Source organism: Pseudomonas sp. (assembly GCF_030150285.1).
In the GTDB taxonomy this organism is placed as follows: domain Bacteria; phylum Pseudomonadota; class Gammaproteobacteria; order Pseudomonadales; family Pseudomonadaceae; genus Aquipseudomonas.
The window spans coordinates 1-15879 of sequence record NZ_JASLGE010000065.1; the positions used below are offsets into that span (position 1 = coordinate 1).

12 protein-coding genes, 1 tRNA gene and 1 pseudogene are annotated in these 15879 nt (G+C 56.6%); 7 read left to right on the forward strand and 7 right to left on the reverse strand.

Features of this window, described 5'->3' with window-relative positions; genetic code table 11:
* A pseudogene (locus Q1W15_RS14575) lies at positions 1 to 160 on the reverse strand (acetaldehyde dehydrogenase); the annotation flags it as partial.
* A 502-nt stretch (positions 161 to 662) separates the two neighbouring features.
* On the opposite strand from Q1W15_RS14575, the gene Q1W15_RS14580 reads away from it, so the two are divergent.
* From Q1W15_RS14580 to cyoD, 5 genes are all read left to right on the forward strand, one after another.
* Positions 663 to 2936 (forward strand): FdhF/YdeP family oxidoreductase, encoded by a 2274-nt coding sequence (locus Q1W15_RS14580; RefSeq protein ID WP_300729727.1) that lies wholly within the window; start codon positions 663 to 665, stop codon positions 2934 to 2936.
* 140 nt (positions 2937 to 3076) lie between these two features.
* Positions 3077 to 4012, forward strand: a complete 936-nt coding sequence (locus Q1W15_RS14585; protein ID WP_300729789.1) for a COX aromatic rich motif-containing protein — start codon at positions 3077 to 3079, stop codon at positions 4010 to 4012.
* Entirely contained in the window at positions 4009 to 6135 is a 2127-nt protein-coding gene (locus Q1W15_RS14590) for a cbb3-type cytochrome c oxidase subunit I (protein WP_300729729.1), read from the forward strand. Before Q1W15_RS14585 ends, Q1W15_RS14590 begins: the two co-directional genes overlap by 4 nt.
* Positions 6132 to 6764 (forward strand): cytochrome c oxidase subunit 3, encoded by a 633-nt coding sequence (locus Q1W15_RS14595; protein WP_300729731.1) that lies wholly within the window; start codon positions 6132 to 6134, stop codon positions 6762 to 6764. Before Q1W15_RS14590 ends, Q1W15_RS14595 begins: the two co-directional genes overlap by 4 nt.
* On the forward strand, positions 6761 to 7096 hold the full coding sequence (gene cyoD / locus Q1W15_RS14600) for a cytochrome o ubiquinol oxidase subunit IV (protein WP_300729733.1): 336 nt from the start codon (positions 6761 to 6763) through the stop codon (positions 7094 to 7096). The genes Q1W15_RS14595 and cyoD overlap by 4 nt, the downstream gene beginning before the upstream one ends.
* 340 nt (positions 7097 to 7436) lie before the next feature.
* On the opposite strand, the gene Q1W15_RS14605 is transcribed toward cyoD, so the two are convergent.
* The 5 genes from Q1W15_RS14605 to Q1W15_RS14625 form a co-directional block, all read right to left on the reverse strand.
* Positions 7437 to 7952, reverse strand: coding sequence for a DUF1440 domain-containing protein (locus tag Q1W15_RS14605; protein WP_300729736.1), 516 nt, complete (start codon positions 7950 to 7952; stop codon positions 7437 to 7439).
* A 125-nt stretch (positions 7953 to 8077) separates the two neighbouring features.
* Positions 8078 to 8620, reverse strand: coding sequence for an isopentenyl-diphosphate Delta-isomerase (gene idi, locus Q1W15_RS14610; RefSeq protein ID WP_300729738.1), 543 nt, complete (start codon positions 8618 to 8620; stop codon positions 8078 to 8080).
* Positions 8621 to 8709: 89 nt separating this feature from the next.
* Complete coding sequence (locus tag Q1W15_RS14615) at positions 8710 to 9507, reverse strand: trans-aconitate 2-methyltransferase (protein WP_300729740.1); 798 nt, start codon at positions 9505 to 9507, stop codon at positions 8710 to 8712.
* Positions 9504 to 11720, reverse strand: coding sequence for a cytochrome P450 (locus Q1W15_RS14620; protein ID WP_300729742.1), 2217 nt, complete (start codon positions 11718 to 11720; stop codon positions 9504 to 9506). Before Q1W15_RS14620 ends, Q1W15_RS14615 begins: the two co-directional genes overlap by 4 nt.
* Positions 11721 to 12409: 689 nt before the next feature.
* Positions 12410 to 12486 (reverse strand) — tRNA-Met (locus Q1W15_RS14625).
* Positions 12487 to 12657: 171 nt separating this feature from the next.
* On the opposite strand from Q1W15_RS14625, the gene Q1W15_RS14630 reads away from it, so the two are divergent.
* The gene (locus Q1W15_RS14630; protein WP_300729744.1) at positions 12658 to 13872 is read left to right on the forward strand and encodes an MFS transporter; all 1215 of its coding nucleotides are present in this window, start codon (positions 12658 to 12660) and stop codon (positions 13870 to 13872) included.
* A 72-nt stretch (positions 13873 to 13944) separates the two neighbouring features.
* Here Q1W15_RS14630 and Q1W15_RS14635 read toward each other — a convergent pair whose 3' ends face one another.
* Positions 13945 to 14496 (reverse strand): RNA polymerase sigma factor, encoded by a 552-nt coding sequence (locus Q1W15_RS14635; protein ID WP_300729746.1) that lies wholly within the window; start codon positions 14494 to 14496, stop codon positions 13945 to 13947.
* Between the two features lie 372 nt (positions 14497 to 14868).
* On the opposite strand from Q1W15_RS14635, the gene Q1W15_RS14640 reads away from it, so the two are divergent.
* On the forward strand, positions 14869 to 15864 hold the full coding sequence (locus tag Q1W15_RS14640) for a TyeA family type III secretion system gatekeeper subunit (protein WP_300729748.1): 996 nt from the start codon (positions 14869 to 14871) through the stop codon (positions 15862 to 15864).
* Positions 15865 to 15879: the final 15 nt, after the last annotated feature.

A 15879-nucleotide genomic window follows, 5' to 3' on the forward strand; every position in this document is an offset into this window, starting at 1 on the left:
CCATGCGCTGCGCGCGGGCCAAGCCGTCGGAGGCCGGGTCGATACCGACCATCACCGCCATTTCCAGGTGCTTGGCATTGCGCAGGATTTTGATCATCAGGTCGGTGCCGATGTTGCCGGAACCGATGATGGCGACTTTCAGCTTTCGCGAATTCCCCATGTTCCCCTCTCTTGTCGTTATGGCGTCGCAGATGGCGGCAGAGTGCCGACATTGACGGATAGCAGGCAGGGTAGAATTCACGCTTGATGATGTCAATATATGAATTTAAATATCACATAGTGATATTTGCGTTATGAGTTAACGAGTGAATCCTGGTTGAACGTTGTGGGCAGCCCCGCTCCTGTAGTCGTTGACGAGCTTTGCGAGGCTACGTCCGGCGGCGAAGCCGTCGTGAAATCGGGCAGCGCGGTGTACCTGTCGGATCCGGGATTGAGGATTTACGATCGCTGCGCAACCGATCGCAGCCTCGTTGCTCTCGGCAACGGCTACGGACCGCCCACAGGCGGCCTCATTCTTGACAGATCTATATCGCTTACCTAAGGTCAATCGCATCCCAATACCCCTATAAAAAGCAGACCAATAAGCCTGACTCAGTCAGCGTGATGAGGCTTTGCAGTGGGCCAAAGCCTGTGAGCGATTCTCAGGTGTTCAAGGAGTGAACATGTCTAAAGAAGGCAAGGTGGATGGCATTCGTGATTACAAGGCACCCGCCGGTGGATGGGGCGCTTTAAAGGCAACGGCCAATGCTATTCGCGAGCAAATGGAAAGTGTGCAGGCCGTTACCACTCTTCTGAGAACCAACCAGCCCGACGGCTTCGATTGCCCCGGTTGCGCCTGGCCTGACAAAAAACACCACGCCACCTTCGAGTTTTGCGAGAACGGTGCCAAGGCCGTGACTTGGGAGGCGACGAGCAAACGTGCGACCCCAGAGCTTTTTGCGGCTCACACGGTGAGCGACCTGCTTAATCGCAGCGATCATGAGTTGGAAAACTACGGTCGCCTGACCTGCCCGCTGGTCTACGACCGTGCTTCAGACACCTTTAAACCTGTGGCGTGGGAAACCGCATTTGAACGCATCGGTGAAGTGCTGCGCAGCCTTGACCCTACCCAGGTGGAGTTCTACACCTCTGGTCGGGCCTCTAACGAGGCGGCCTATCTGTTCCAGTTGTTCGCGCGGGGGCTGGGTTCCAACAACTTTGCCGACTGCTCCAACCTGTGCCACGAGCCCACCAGTGTCGGGCTGCCGCGTTCTATCGGTATTGGCAAGGGGACCGTGTCGCTGGACGACTTTGACCAGTGTGAGCTGGTCATCTCGGTGGGCCATAACCCCGGTACTAACCACCCGCGCATGATGGGTACGCTGCATGAGGTATCACGGCGCAAGGTGCCAATTCTGGTGTTTAACCCCATTCGTGAGCGCGCTCTGGAAACCTTTGCCGACCCGCAAAACATGATCGAGATGGCCACCTATGGTTCTACGCCCATTGCTTCAACCTACCTGGATGTAAAGGCCGGCGGTGACGTGGCGGCGATCAAAGGGGTGATGAAGGCGGTGCTGGCGCTTGAGGAGCGTGTGGGGGGTGTTCTCGACCATGACTTTATCGCGACGCACACCAACGGGTTCGAGGCGTTGAAAGCCGACTTGATCGCCACTGACTGGTCCGTGATCGAGCACCACAGTGGTTTGACCCAGGTTGCGCTGGAGCGTGTTGCTGCGGCGTACGCCAAATCCAACGCCACCATCATCACCTATGGCATGGGCATCACCCAGCACAATGCGGGCACTGAGAACGTGCGGTCGCTGTGTAACCTGCTGATGCTGCGTGGCAACTTGGGCAAGCCAGGCGCGGGCATCTGCCCCTTGCGTGGTCACTCCAATGTGCAGGGCAACCGCACCGTGGGCATTACCGAGAAACCCTCCGCGAGTTTCCTGGCGAAAATTGAGCAGGTCATGGGCTTCAAGCCGCCTGCCGCCGCGGGGCACAACGCTGTGCAAACCATGCAAGCGATGGTGGCGGGCACCTCAAAGGCGCTGATTTGCCTGGGCGGCAATTTTGCCGTTGCCCTGCCAGACCCCGAGCAGTGTTTCCCGGCCATGAAGCAACTGGACCTGAGCGTGCACATCGGCACCAAGCTCAACCGCTCGCACTTGCTGGTGGCGAAAGAGACGTATCTGCTCCCTTGCCTGGGGCGCACCGAACTGGACGTGCAAGACGGTATCGCGCAGGCGATTACGGTCGAAGACTCGATGTCGATGGTGCATGCCTCTTCAGGTCGTTTGCCGCCGGCCTCCGAGCACCTGCGCTCAGAACCCGCGATTGTGGCCGGCATGGCCAGTGCCGCACTGCCTCATTTGCCAATCGCGTGGCAGGACCTGGTCGCGCACTACGACCGGATCCGTGACCTGATCGAACAAACCATTCCCGGCTTTGAAGACTACAACCAGCGGATCCGCGTGCCCGGCGGTTTCAGGTTGCCCCTGCCGCCCACCGAGCGTATCTGGCCTACCCCGTCCGGAAAGGCGGAGTTCTATGTGTACCCGGGTGTTGATGAGGACTGGGTGGTGGCGGAGGAGGGTGTGCTGCGCTTGATGACATTGCGCAGCCATGACCAATACAACACCACGATCTACTCCATGGACGACCGTTACCGGGGCGTTTTTGGCCGTCGCGACGTGCTGTTTATCAGCGCGCAAGACCTTCAGGCGCGGGGCTTGGCCCATGGTGACCTGGTGGACATCGAGACCGTTCACGCCGGCAGGCAGATGCGCTACGAAAAGATCACGGCGGTGGAGCACAAAATCGCCCCCGGTTCAGTGGGGGCTTACTACCCCGAAGCCAACTGCTTGATCGCGCTGGACAACATCGATCCGCAGAGCGGCATTCCGGCTTACAAGTCGGTGCCGGTGCGCATCACGCGTTCGCGCCTGAACTGAGCCTTGGCAAGGGTCAACCCCCAGGCCACTCCTGACAGGGTATGAACCGGGCGCTGTTTCACAGCCTGCCTTGCTTAAAGGCACCTCTTATAAACGCGCGATCAAGACGTAAGACTCAAGGAGATGACTGCGTGAAAGGAATGATCACCTGGGCCCTGATTGTCACGGCCCTTTCACTGCCCGCACTGGCGCACGCCGCTGGGCCTGCCGAAGCGCAGGTGTATTCCGCCGGGTTTATCGACGCGGCAGGCCCGGTCGCAGCCGCGCAATTCGAACACTTCAAGACAATCATTTTGCTGATGCTCATCGTGGTCGTGCCCATTTTTATTCTGGTGCCGTGGGTGCTGTGGCGTTACCGGCGGGGCGGGCGCGGCGCGTATCGGCCCGATTGGGATTTCAACTGGGGTAACGAAGCCGTGCTGTGGGGCGTCCCCATTGTGTTGATCATTATCCTCAGCTCGGCCCTTTGGGCACACACGCACAAGTACGACCCTTATCGGCCGCTCGGCAACGACCCGTTGGACATTGAAGTGATCTCGCTGGACTGGAAATTCCTGTTCATTTACCCGCAACAGGGCATTGCCACCCTGGACTACCTGGCCCTTGAGCAAGGCCGCCCTGTCAGGCTGAAGCTCACCAGCGGCACGGTCATGCAGTCCTTCATGATCCCGCAATTGGCCGGGCAGATTTACACCATGGCCGGCATGACCACGCAACTGAACTTGATGGCCGACCGTGAAGGTGAGTACTTGGGGCGGAACACGCAATACAACGGCGATGGTTTTGCCACCCAATCTTTTCGGACAACGGTGATGCCTGCCTCGCAGTTCGACCGCTGGGTCCAGGACACGCGTCAAAGCGCTCAGGCATTGGACCTGGCCACGTATGGCGCACTGCTCAAGCCCAGTGTTGAGCATGCACCGCGTTATTACGGCACGGTTGAAAATGGCTTGTTTGATCGCGTTCTCGCCAGTTTTACCGGCGGCCATGCCCATGCTGGAAAAACAGCACCCCAGGCGTCACAACCGCGCGAGCACTACCACCTACAGAACCATGCAAAAGGGGCAGAACAGTGAGTTGGGAGACTATATTCGGACAACTTGGCTGGGACTCACTGGTCTTTACCGGCGCTATCAAACACCCCTCCGCCAGCGAATTCGTGGCATTCGGCGCCGGCAGTATTGTGGTGCTGGGGGCCGTCGCCGTTGTGGTTCTGCTCACCGCGATGCGCTGGTGGGGACCGCTTTGGCGGGACTGGCTGACCAGCGTCGATCATAAAAAAATCGGCATCATGTACATCGTGATCGCCCTCGTCATGTTTTTGAGGGCCCTGATCGAAGCCGGTGTGATGCGCTCTCAGCAACTGGCCGCCTACGACAGTGCGGGCTACCTCTCGGCCGACCACTTTGGCCAGTTGTTCACGACCCACGGCACCATCATGATTTTTTTCGTGGCGATGCCGTTTATCACCGGGCTCATGAACTACGTGATGCCCCTGCAGATCGGGGCGCGGGACGTCAGCTTCCCACTGCTCAATGCCATTTCCCTGATGCTGACCGCAGCGGGCGCGGGCTTGATCATGGTGTCGCTGGTGGTGGGTGAATTCTCCACTGGCGGCTGGAGCGGCTACCCGCCGTTTACCGGAATCGAATTCAGCCCCGGAGAAGGCGTGGACTACTGGATATGGTCCGTCACCTTGGCATCGATCGGCTCGACCCTGACGGGGCTCAACTTCGCCGTCACGCTGTATAAAAAGCGCTGCCCAGGCATGGACATGTTCCGCATGCCGCTGTTTTGCTGGACGACGCTGTGCACCTCGATTTTGATGATCTTTGCCATGGCACCGCTCACCGTCGCTACGATCATGCTGGCCCTGGACCGCTACCTCGGTTTCCACTTCTTCACCAATGGTGACGGTGGCAACATGATGAACTTTGCCAACCTGTTCTGGCTGTTCGGGCACCCCGAGGTCTACATCCTGTTGCTGCCGGCATTGGGGGTGTGGTCTGAAGTGGTGTCGACGTTTGTCGGCAAACGAATCTACGGCTACACCTCGCTGGTGTACGCCACCATGTGCATCGCGGTGCTTTCGTTCGGGGTGTGGCTGCATCACTTCTTCACCATGGGGCAAAGCGCCAACGTCAATGCCATCTTTGGTATTGCCACGATGATTATCGGTATCCCGACCGGGGTTAAAGTGTACGACTGGATTCTGACCATGTACCGGGGCCGGATCCGCATCACCACGCCCATGCTGTTTCATATCAACTTCCTGCTGACCTTTGTACTCGGCGGCATGACCGGCATCCTGCTGGCCAACCCGACCGTTGATTTCCAGGTGCACAACTCACTGTTTCTGATTGCGCACTTCCATAACATGATCATTCCGGGCGTGCTGTTTGGCATGTTTGCCGCCGTCCAGTACTGGTTCCCCAAAGCCTTTGGTTTCCGCCTGCACGAGGGTTGGGGCAAAGCGGCTTTCTGGTCGCTGGCACCGGGCTTTTTGTTGGCGTTTTTCCCGCTCTACTGGCTTGGCATGAATGGCGCGCCACGCCGTACGGTGATGTGGTCTGACCCCGCCTTTTACCCGTGGTTGGCCCTGGCGATGCTGGGTGCGGTGCTGCTGCTGGTGGGTACTGTGTTCTTGCTGGTACAGATCGGCGTGTCGATCCGCCAGCGCCGTCAGTTGGCCGTGCCGCTGGGCGATCCTTGGGACGGGCGCTCGCTGGAATGGTCGATTCCCTCACCACCGCCGGCCTGGAACTTCGCCGTTGTGCCTCAGGTGGACGGTCGCGATGCGTTCACCGAAGCCAAGAAAAACGGCCTGGCCTATCGCTCACCCGCGGCCTACAGCGACATCGAAATGCCCTGCAATTCCATGGTCGCGCCGCTGATTGGCATCTTCACCTTTACCCTGGCGTTTGCCCTGGTGTGGCATATCTGGTGGCTCGCGGTGCTGTCGTTCATTGTGGTCTGGGGGGTGGTGATCGCTCGATCGTTTGTCTCGCAGACCCACGAAATCATTCCGGCCAGCCGCGTAGAAGCTGAAAACGAAGCCTTTCTGGCCGCAGTACGAGCCACTCCCGGGGTGACGCGCGACTTGGAAATGAGCCCGGAAAACCGAGGCAAGGCCGCCCCCGACAGGCTTGAACAGGCTGGCCAGAAACGGCCTGATGACGTGCTGGAGTCCGCGATATGAATGCGCCTCAACCTCTGCACCCAGGCGTGAACCTGGATGTGACCGACCGCAAGAGCCATGAGAAGGCGTCTGAAGTTATCTTCGGCTTCTGGATTTTCCTGATGAGCGACCTGGTGCTGTTTGCCGCGCTCTTTGCCACGTATGCGGCCATGAGCACACAAGGCATCGCTCAAGGCCCGGCTCCTTCCGAGGTCTTTGACCTTGGCTCGGCCTTTATTGAAACGCTGTTGCTGTTGCTGTCGAGCTTCACGTTCGGTTTCGCCATATTGGCCATGAAGTACAGCACCAGCCGCCTGCGGCTGCTGGCCTGGCTTGGCGTCACGGCAGTGCTCGGGGCAGCGTTCGTGGCGTTCGAGCTTCACGATTACTACGTGATGATCGTGAACAATGACGCGTGGCCGCAAACCAGCGGTTTTCTGTCTGCTTACTACCTGCTGACCGGCACCCATGCTGTCCACGTATCGGCTGGCATTCTGTGGATGATCGTCCTGGCGGTCCAGGTGATGACGCTCGGCACCAACCCCCTCGTCAAACTGCGCCTTCTGCGCCTGGCGCTGTTCTGGCACATGCTGGATATCGTCTGGGTGGGAATCTTCACCTTCGTTTACCTGTTCGGAGTCGCCGCATGAACCTGAAAACCGCATCGAACAGCGTCCCGCCGGCGGAGCCGCGCAACGAGCAACGCAACTATTGCATCGGCCTCTGCCTGGCGCTGGTGCTGACCGTGATTGCGTTCGGCCTGGTGTGGTTGAAAATGGTGAGCGGCACTCAGGCTCTCGCTGTGCTGGGGGTGTTGGCGCTGGTGCAGGTGGTTGTGCACCTGCGCTTTTTCTTGCACATCGATTTGGGCAAGTCCCATCGCGATGACCTGATGCTTATTCTGTTTACCTCATTGATCTTGCTGTTGATCGTGCTGGGCACCATCTGGATCTTGTGGGACCAACATGCGCGCATGATGTGAGCAGGGGAGGCGGCAGAAAAAAAAGGGTGAACGCACGGCGTTCACCCTTTTGTTTTGTTTCGGTATTCAGGCGCGACAGGCCTGCCTTGGCTCAAGGCAGTCGATACATCATGCGCACGGGGCTGAGCGTGAACAGCCAGAGATCATAATGACTGATCCCAGTTAGTCATTAGAAAGCTGAATACCGCAAATACCACCAAACACACCACGATGACATGATGCTTCTTGATTTTGTCTCTCATGTTGTTCCTCTTTACACCCTGAAATGCTCAAGCCAATGCAGGCGGCCCGACGTTCGATTAAACCGTCTGACAATAGCATGGTATTTAAAACCCTGAACTTAAGGACGATTCAGTGTGGCGCGATCACGCAAATCACGCCTGACCGCCTCGATTGTCCAGATCCAGAATGCCGTGCCGACAAATTCGGAGATCAAGGCCTGAGGGCCTGCAATCCACAACCACCCGGAAAGCCCCATCAGCGGCACGACCAGCCCATGGGCCAACACGGAAACACCGACCCCAAACACAATACCGTGTAGCAAGTTGGCTTTGGGCAAGCGTTCAACCACCAGGCAATAAATGATTGCGATGGTGATGGAGAAAAGAATATGAACGCCGTTTCCACCCCAATTGATGCTGTACCCCATCCACTCATAGGTCATGGCATCGACGTTAAAGCCCAACTTCTCCAACAGGACGACGGGTGGCGGTGTTGTGCTGAGCGTTCGGGGCGGAATCAATGTTTCAAAGCCCGACTTCACCAGCGCAGAGATGATGCCGGCAACAACCCCGGCGAACAGCGCCAGCGCCATTCTTCTGTCTTTTACGGGGCGCTCGGCGAATAAGTTGCACATGTCACACTCCCTGTGTTCATCCATTAACGTGAGGGTGCCCGCCCTTATCGACAGGCACTGTGGCGGATGGTGTTTGACTCTAGTCGGTTTTGACTGTTTTGAAAGGCGCGCTTGGCGAGTTCGCACTATTCTCGGTGCGTTGGTACATCGAACAACGGGTGATGTTTCAGAAGGTGGTACCACTCCATTTTAAACCACGGTGTGAAGTGCTCTTTCGACGCTGAAAGTCGGGCTGAAATTTCGGCGCGGTCCCACCACCTGACCTCGCAGACTTCGTCAGTAGCGGGTGAGACCACCGCGTCAGATTGGGCCACCAGTACATGGCATAACTCATGCTCTGCACCGATTGATTCAAAGGTTGCCTGGTACTCAAAGCTGTATAAAAAGCGGCAGGGCGCAGAGACCCCTAATTCTTCCTGCAGGCGGCGAGACGCGGCGTGTGAAATAGTCTCGCCCGGTGCTGGATGGCTGCAGCACGCATTCGACCAGAAACCTGGCCAAAGCATTTTACCTGCGGCTCGACGTTGCAGTAGATGGCGCCCGGCGCTGTCGATGAGGTGCACTGAAAATGCGCGGTGAAGTGTTCCAGCCCCCAGGTGCGCGTCGCGTTTGTCACACACACCAATCTGTTCATCTTGTGAATTCACTAACACGACTTCATGAGTCATTCTGTATTCTCTTTTCGTGCAATTGCGCGCCCTTCAGCCGCACAGGGTGTTATCCCTGTGCGGGAGTGGAGCAACGCTTTTTAATCAAGTTAGCGGACTTGCCCCCAAGCGCTGATCAATGTCAAAGCAGCGTCGGTGAAGGCTGGAGTGGCCCGCAAGCGGGTCATGGCATCCAGTTCGTCTTGGGTGAGTAGCCCGTACTTCAACAGTGCAGGCTCAGCCTGGGCCGTGGTTGTCGCCCAAAAGGCATCAGATGGGCTGTTGTCGCCAATCCGGCCTTCGAGGGTACGGACCCCAACGGCTGAGAGGCCTCGGTCGCGTAACCGGTCGGGGAGCGTATCCGCCCACAGCATGTCGGAACCGATACTCTTTTCCAGAAGTGTAATGCCGGCCTGGGCGACTTTTCGGAACAGAGGGTTCGACGTATTTAGACTGGGCCGCAGGCTCACGTCCTCGATCACCAGCCATCCGCCTGGGCGGACCCAGGTGATAGCTCGCGTCAATATGTCTTCCCGTTGGGTGAGGTGACACAGAAGCGCCCGAACATGGACCACGTCAAACGAGGCAGGAGGAAAGTCATCGGTCGTGGCATCGTGGGTGATGACCTGAATGCCGGGTATATCCTTGAGGAAGCGGGTATCGATGTCGGTGGCGGTGACAGTCGCCTCGGGATAGCGCTTGATCAGCCACGCCGCGAGCGACCCGGCACCCGCGCCGAGATCAAGGATGGCAGGCTTTTGCGCAAGATCCAGCTGATCAAAGGCTGCTTGGCTCAACGGGTCAAAGGCATGTTCAAGCGTGCGCAGCCGGGCCAATTGCCCCGCATGCTGGTCCGCCAGGAAGCTACTGTTGTAGCCGGGCTCTTCGGTGCAGACAGTTGTGGTCACAGTACGACCTCCAGTCGATCAGGGCAGCGGTTGAGGAATCCGCGCTCGGTGGGCTCAAATCCCGGCACCCAGCGCATGTTTGGAAAGGCCTGGAGCAGCATGCGCGCGCTGAGGGTGATCTCCAGGCGTGCCAACATGGAACCCAGGCAGAAGTGACGCCCCGCACCGAAGGCGAAATGGCTTGTGGCCTGGTCGGTACGCGCCATATTGAAGGTATCCGGGTTGGCATATTTGTCCGGGTCACGGTTGGCCGAACCGATAAGACAGGCCAGGGTCGCGCCGGAAGGAATCGTCCCCGATGGCAGTTCCAACGGCTCGCGGGCTTCCCGAAGTACGAGTTGCAAAGGAGGGTTGCGCCGCAGGGTTTCAGTGAGTGCACTGTCCATCAACGCTGGATTGGCCAGCACTGCCTCCTTGACCCCGGGCTCGCTCAACAGGTTAACAATGAGATTTGCCAGTGCTCCGTGACTGGTCTCGCTACCTGCAGTCATCAGAATCGCGCAATAAGATCGGACGAACGCCTCGGATAGCGGTTGGCCGTCAATCCGGGCTGCCAAGAGCTGCGAGATCAAATCGTCTTTGGGCTCCGCGCGGCGGGCGTCGATGTAGGGCTGGATGAATGCGTAGAAGCTATCTCGGTTCGATAACCCACCGGTCAACAGTGCCGGATCTTGCCGATAGTTACCCATGTAAGCGAAGCCGATGGCACACCAGTTTTTTAGCCGCTCTACCTCTTCAGGGGTTTGTGCCGGCAGACCCAACACATGAGCCATCACCCGCACCGGCAGCGCCGCAGTGAAGTCGGCAATGAGGTCCACTTGGGAACGGCCGTGCATTTGCGCCAGCAGGTCGGTGGTGACCGAAATGATGGAGGCTTCGATCGCTGCAAGGGCATTGCTGCGAAACGCTGGGGTCAGTAGCGCTCGATGCTGAGCGTGCTCGCAGCCATCCATGGTGACAATGGTGTGCCCCAGCAGCGGCCCAATCTGCCACGTGTAATTGTTGTTACTTGCGCCGGGATGGGTCAATGCGGCTTTGACATCCACATGGCGACTGACCAACCAAACGTCTGTTGGCTCGTCATAAACGATCGGTAGAGTGGTGCGTAAGCGTTCATACAAGGGGTAGGGGTTGGTTTCGAACTGGCGAGACTTGAGGGTAGGGGGCGTGAGGTTAAAGTCTACCTCCCTGTTGATCGGGCCTGTGGCGTCGGCGGTATGGAGCTGATAGCGAGAAACGCTCCGGTGCCAGTCGCCCGCCGCTCGCACCACCTGACACAGCCGGTCCGGATCGGTCGCAGCGCGCTGTTGGGGAGCGTCGTGCTGAGCGACGGCCGTGAATGCGGCAATGGCCTTATTCACCATCTGATGGGCAGATTCGATCGCATCAGGCCAATGGCGGTCGGCAGTGTCGGCCAGTATCGACACCAGGTTGAAGCGCTCACCACACACCACATCTTTGGCAATCGAATGGATATCGTTCGTCCAGGCTATGATGTCGGCACTGTGCTCACGTAGCCTGTTCCACGATTCGATACCCGCTGAATACTCATAAGGGTCCAGATTTTCGGCCCCATCGATGAGATCAAAAAAGAACAGTGCCCCGAACGAATCCCGGCGCAACGGCAGGTATTCGGCCAAAGTGAGAGCCGCGTCGGTTTCTCGTATCCGTACCAGTTTCGCCTGTGCACGCAGATGACGGATGAGATGCTGCACGAGCCTATGCCGCCAATGTTCCCCACCCCAGCACTGGGTGCGCGGCCACAGGTCATCGACCAGAACTACGAGCATAGGGTCATCATATCGGCCGGTTTCGCCTGACGGATCAGTGCTGTCGGTCACAGCCTGCACGGCAATGATGAAGCGTTCCAGCGCACCATTTTCCGCCCAGGGTCCGTCATCAATACGGTCATCGAGGGTGAGTGCCCAGAGATACCAGCACACCAGAACCTCAGCCCGGTGCGTGGGGGCTTGCCCGCACAGTGCCATGCCTAGATCAAGCAGCGGGGTGGTGCTCAACCGATGTGCGCCACGGCGGCCGATCAAGCCGTATCGCTGTGCCCAATCGAGCGCATATGTACGCAATTGATCACTGTCGGAACGCGGTGGCGGAGCGCTGAAAGGAAGTAAAATGTCGGGTATGAACAGTGGTGTTAGCGGTAATTGATACACTTGTTTAATGCTGTAATCGCCTTCGCAGTCTGTTGACGGCATAGTACTTTCCATGTGAGTAAAACGTTCTGTATAAAAAATTAAATATCTATAAACAAAAGGGCAGAAGTTCCATTAAGTGAAATTGTTTCTGAAGTAGTGGTGGGGTAAGCCTGGCGCGGGTGTTGCCTATAGCTCGCGGTCGCACGTGATATAAAATACGGGTGTCTTCTTGGCGGGGCGCACTCAAGCGGCAGGCAATACTTGGTCGCCAAGTAACCCGTTGGGTCTTATTGCAGTGCAGATACCACTTTTAAAATCAGCGTATGCGCTCTGTTTGAGACAGTTGCTGCAGGGGTGGCATGTTTACAAGGGCGTGAACTATTCGGAATTGTGTTGAGCGTTGATTCTTTGTCAATATGACATCCCCTTGTATGTTGTACAGGGCTCACTTCGAAGCCGCCTAGAGTAAGGCTGCATCCAACGATCTTGATTATATTTGGAAGTGAATACCTAAGTATGTAGGACGCTTCCTAAGATGCTTGCGGATTTATTGAGTTGGAATCGTCCCTACGCGCCAGAGCGGTGCTGTGAGCATGGCATCAATTTGGCTACGCCCTAAAAGTCCAGCGTCAGGTTCGGCGGTAGGGGGAGGTTGACGCTCGGCATGAAACGCCAGAAAGCAAAAAGCCCGCACGAGGCGGGCTTTTTGTTTGTTTCGTTTCTTCTTGCGAAGGTCTGAAACGGGTGTTTGGTGGCTACACAGGGACTTGAACCCCGGACCCCAGCATTATGAATGCTATGCTCTAACCAACTGAGCTATGTAGCCAATGGCGCGCATTATTCCCTCGGATGGGGGATGTGTCAAGCAAATATCTAAAGAATTTTTCAGTGCTATCAACCGGTTAAGTTTTTTGTGTCGGCAAATGACACCGGCTTGGCGAAAAATGGCACATTGGCGCACCTGCAGTACGCATTCATCAGTTGTACGGAAGCCGACATGTCCCTTAGCAACGTTCAAACTCAAGCTGCCTCTCCCCCTGCGCCTCAATCCAGCCCGTTGGTCATGCGAATTATCGGCGCTGTGGCACTGGCGCATTTGATCAATGATTTGATCCAGGCAGTGCTGCCGTCTATTTACCCGATGCTCAAGGCTAAATATGACCTCACGTTTACTCAGATCGGTCTGATTACCCTGACGTTCCAGATGACCGCTTCACTGCTGCAGCCTTGGGTGGGTTACTACACGGACCGGCACCCCAAACCGCTATTGTTGCCAGCGGGCATGGTGTGCACGCTGATCGGCATTCTGATGCTGTCACAAGTCGGCAGCTTTGCGCTGATTCTGCTGGCCGCCGCCTTGATCGGGATTGGCTCTTCCACTTTTCACCCGGAAGCCTCGCGGGTCGCAAGGCTGGCTTCGGGCGGGCGTTATGGGTTGGCACAATCGACTTTTCAGGTGGGCGGCAATGCGGGTTCTGCTTTCGGCCCGTTGCTGGCCGCCGCGATCATCATCCCTTTCGGCCAGGGCAACGTGGCCTGGTTCGGTTTGTTTGCATTGTTTGCCGTCGGGCTGCTGTACCTCATCAGTCGCTGGTACCGTCACCACTTGAGCCTGTTCAAGCTCAAGGCCGGGCAAAAAGCCACTCATGGCTTGTCAAAGCGACGCGTTTTGACAGCACTTGTGGTGTTGGGGTTGCTGGTGTTCTCCAAGTATTTCTACATGGCGAGTCTGACCAGCTATTACACGTTTTTCCTGATCGAAAAGTTTGATGTCTCGGTCTCTACGTCGCAGCTCTACCTGTTCCTGTTTTTGGGGGCGGTTGCGGCAGGCACCTTTTTTGGCGGACCGATTGGTGATCGTGTCGGACGCAAGGCGGTGATCTGGTTCTCGATTCTGGGTGTTGCGCCGTTTACGCTGCTATTGCCCTATGCGGACCTTTTCTGGACAAGCGTGCTCAGTGTGGTTATCGGTTTCATTCTGGCTTCGGCATTTTCGGCGATTGTGGTGTATGCGCAGGAACTGGTACCGGGCAATGTGGGCATGATCGCCGGTATCTTTTTCGGCCTGATGTTCGGCTTTGGCGGTATTGGGGCGGCCTTGCTCGGGCATCTGGCAGACATTCATGGCATTGAATACGTGTACACCCTGTGTTCGTACCTGCCGCTGTTCGGGGTGTTGGCGATTTTTCTGCCGCGCACCAAGAAAATCTGAAGGTTTACCGCGCCGCGCCACGCAATGCCTCAACCCCGGAACTGTCTGGTAGCGCCGGGGTTGTTAGCAACGTTAGAGCATTTTTTGGTCGAGAGTCGCCATTTTGAGCTGTTCACGGGCACGAGAAATACGTGAGCGAACCGTACCAATAGGAATTTCCAGAGCCAGGGCCGTGTCGCGGTAACTGCCACCTGTTTCCAGGGAAGCGTACAACGTATTGCGCATCTCTTTAGGCAAATGGCTGATGGCGATAAGGGTGCGCTCCAGCCGTTGGTTGATTTCGAACTGGCCACACAGATCGTTATGCGTGCACTGCTCATGGCACAACTCTTCGTCGAACTCGCAGTGCACGGGCTTTGCGTAAAGGCGGCGAAAGTGATTGCGGATCAGGTTTTGAGCAATGCCACATAACCAGGTGCTGAGTGTTGCCTGGCCGCCGAAGCGGTCTTGACTGCGCCAGGCTTCCAGGCAGGTTAGTTGAAAAATATCGTCTGCATCTTCGGGGTTGAAGACGCGTTTATGGATAAACGCTCTTAATTTCTTTTGAACTTCAGTCGAAAGGTCCAGCAGGTCTCGTGGCTCGGTCAAAGGAGGTGTTAGTAAAGCATCATTATTGTGATCCATTATTTATCCTCAGATTAGGCACTATCGAATGGCTTCGATAAAGACCTTCTAAGCACCGCTTGTGCCAAGTTTAATTTTTTTTCATCTGGCTGTTTTTAAGGGGTTTTATTTTAAGTAAAAAATATTTTGCGCAATTATTTGCACGGCGAGGAGTTAAAGCCTGCAGGTTTTTTCATTAAATATTGAGGTGGGGTCAAGGAACCCTTTGAGGTTATAAAGCCACACAGGTAGTTGAGCCCTACTAATCTGGCACTTACTATGAAAGTTGATGTGCGAAAAGATACTGCACAGGTACTGAATTCTCTTTTGTCTTCGCCGGATGTTCGAAAGCCAGCCCCGCACTTGCCACAACAGAGTGCTGAAGAAGTGGGTATGTTGTTTAGCCAGAAGGTTGAAAGCAGCACTAAAGCCCTTTCTCAGCGAGCGCAACGCACGGTTGATGCTCAATGGCAGGTCCAGAAAGTCGAAGGTATTCGGCACCTCAACGACTTGTATGAGCAGTTGGGCCACCCGGGCCAGTTGGGTCTGACCCAGTTGGCCCGCAAAGTCCGGCTGGAACTGTTACTGAATCCAAGTGTGGAGCGGCTACTCGACATCACGGAGGGCGACCCGGCTCGCACTCATGTTGTATTGCAATACGTGACCGCGCAGGCCCATGCCGAAGTGCGTAAAGAGGACGCTGAGCGTTCAAGGCATTTTCAACAGCAAGTGCGCGAAATATATGGCCCGCAGATCCAGGCGGGGATGAATATTGCAGAGTCGTTAAAGAAGGCCGCCGGTGATCCAGCATTGCGTCAGGCGCTTCGCGCGCTGTATTACAAGAGCGTGGTCATGCGCCAATCGCTGACTACCCTTGTACAGGCATTACTCGGGCTGCTGGATGCAGAGGGGCTTGGGACGGGGCTTAACATGATGGCGCGGGCCTTGGCAGATGACATTGCGGCGCACCGACCCTCGGTGCCGACCCACAAACTGCGAACCTTGTTAAGCGGGCTGCAGAGTTGTCATCAGTTGGGCAGTATCCTGAAGAGTTGCCGGCTGTTTGTTCAGCAGTTGCCAGCGCGTGAAATGCAGCACGAGCTGGATGCAGTGACGTTGTTACAACGATTATTGAATTACGCGAATGCGGGCATCGAGCTTGATGAAGCCCAGTCTTTTGGGCGGGAGTTGGTGGGGGATCATATCTCGTCACAACTGGCGGTGCTTAATCGGGCCTATTCATTGATCCAGCGTCTACCGCTAGCAGTCTGGAGCGATCCAAAAGAGCGGCAGCAAGCCTTGCAGCATTTTTTGAGTGTGATGGGTGAACACACTCAAGCCGAAGGCATTGTTCATCCAGTGCTTGGGTCGTCGAGACCCATTCAGTGAAGTTGACGCCATGGC

Excerpts from the sequence above, each read along its gene's own strand:
- Q1W15_RS14585 (WP_300729789.1), top strand. The coding sequence starts at position 3,077 with ATGATCACCTGGGCCCTGATTGTCACGGCCCTTTCACTGCCCGCACTG.
- cyoD (WP_300729733.1), top strand. The coding sequence starts at position 6,761 with ATGAACCTGAAAACCGCATCGAACAGCGTCCCGCCGGCGGAGCCGCGC.
- Q1W15_RS14620 (WP_300729742.1), bottom strand. The coding sequence starts at position 11,720 with ATGCCGTCAACAGACTGCGAAGGCGATTACAGCATTAAACAAGTGTAT.
- Q1W15_RS14640 (WP_300729748.1), top strand. The coding sequence starts at position 14,869 with ATGTTGTTTAGCCAGAAGGTTGAAAGCAGCACTAAAGCCCTTTCTCAG.
- Q1W15_RS14605 (WP_300729736.1), bottom strand. The coding sequence starts at position 7,952 with ATGTGCAACTTATTCGCCGAGCGCCCCGTAAAAGACAGAAGAATGGCG.
- Q1W15_RS14635 (WP_300729746.1), bottom strand. The coding sequence starts at position 14,496 with ATGGATCACAATAATGATGCTTTACTAACACCTCCTTTGACCGAGCCA.
- Q1W15_RS14630 (WP_300729744.1), top strand. The coding sequence starts at position 12,658 with ATGTCCCTTAGCAACGTTCAAACTCAAGCTGCCTCTCCCCCTGCGCCT.
- Q1W15_RS14580 (WP_300729727.1), top strand. The coding sequence starts at position 663 with ATGTCTAAAGAAGGCAAGGTGGATGGCATTCGTGATTACAAGGCACCC.
- idi (WP_300729738.1), bottom strand. The coding sequence starts at position 8,620 with ATGACTCATGAAGTCGTGTTAGTGAATTCACAAGATGAACAGATTGGT.
- Q1W15_RS14595 (WP_300729731.1), top strand. The coding sequence starts at position 6,132 with ATGAATGCGCCTCAACCTCTGCACCCAGGCGTGAACCTGGATGTGACC.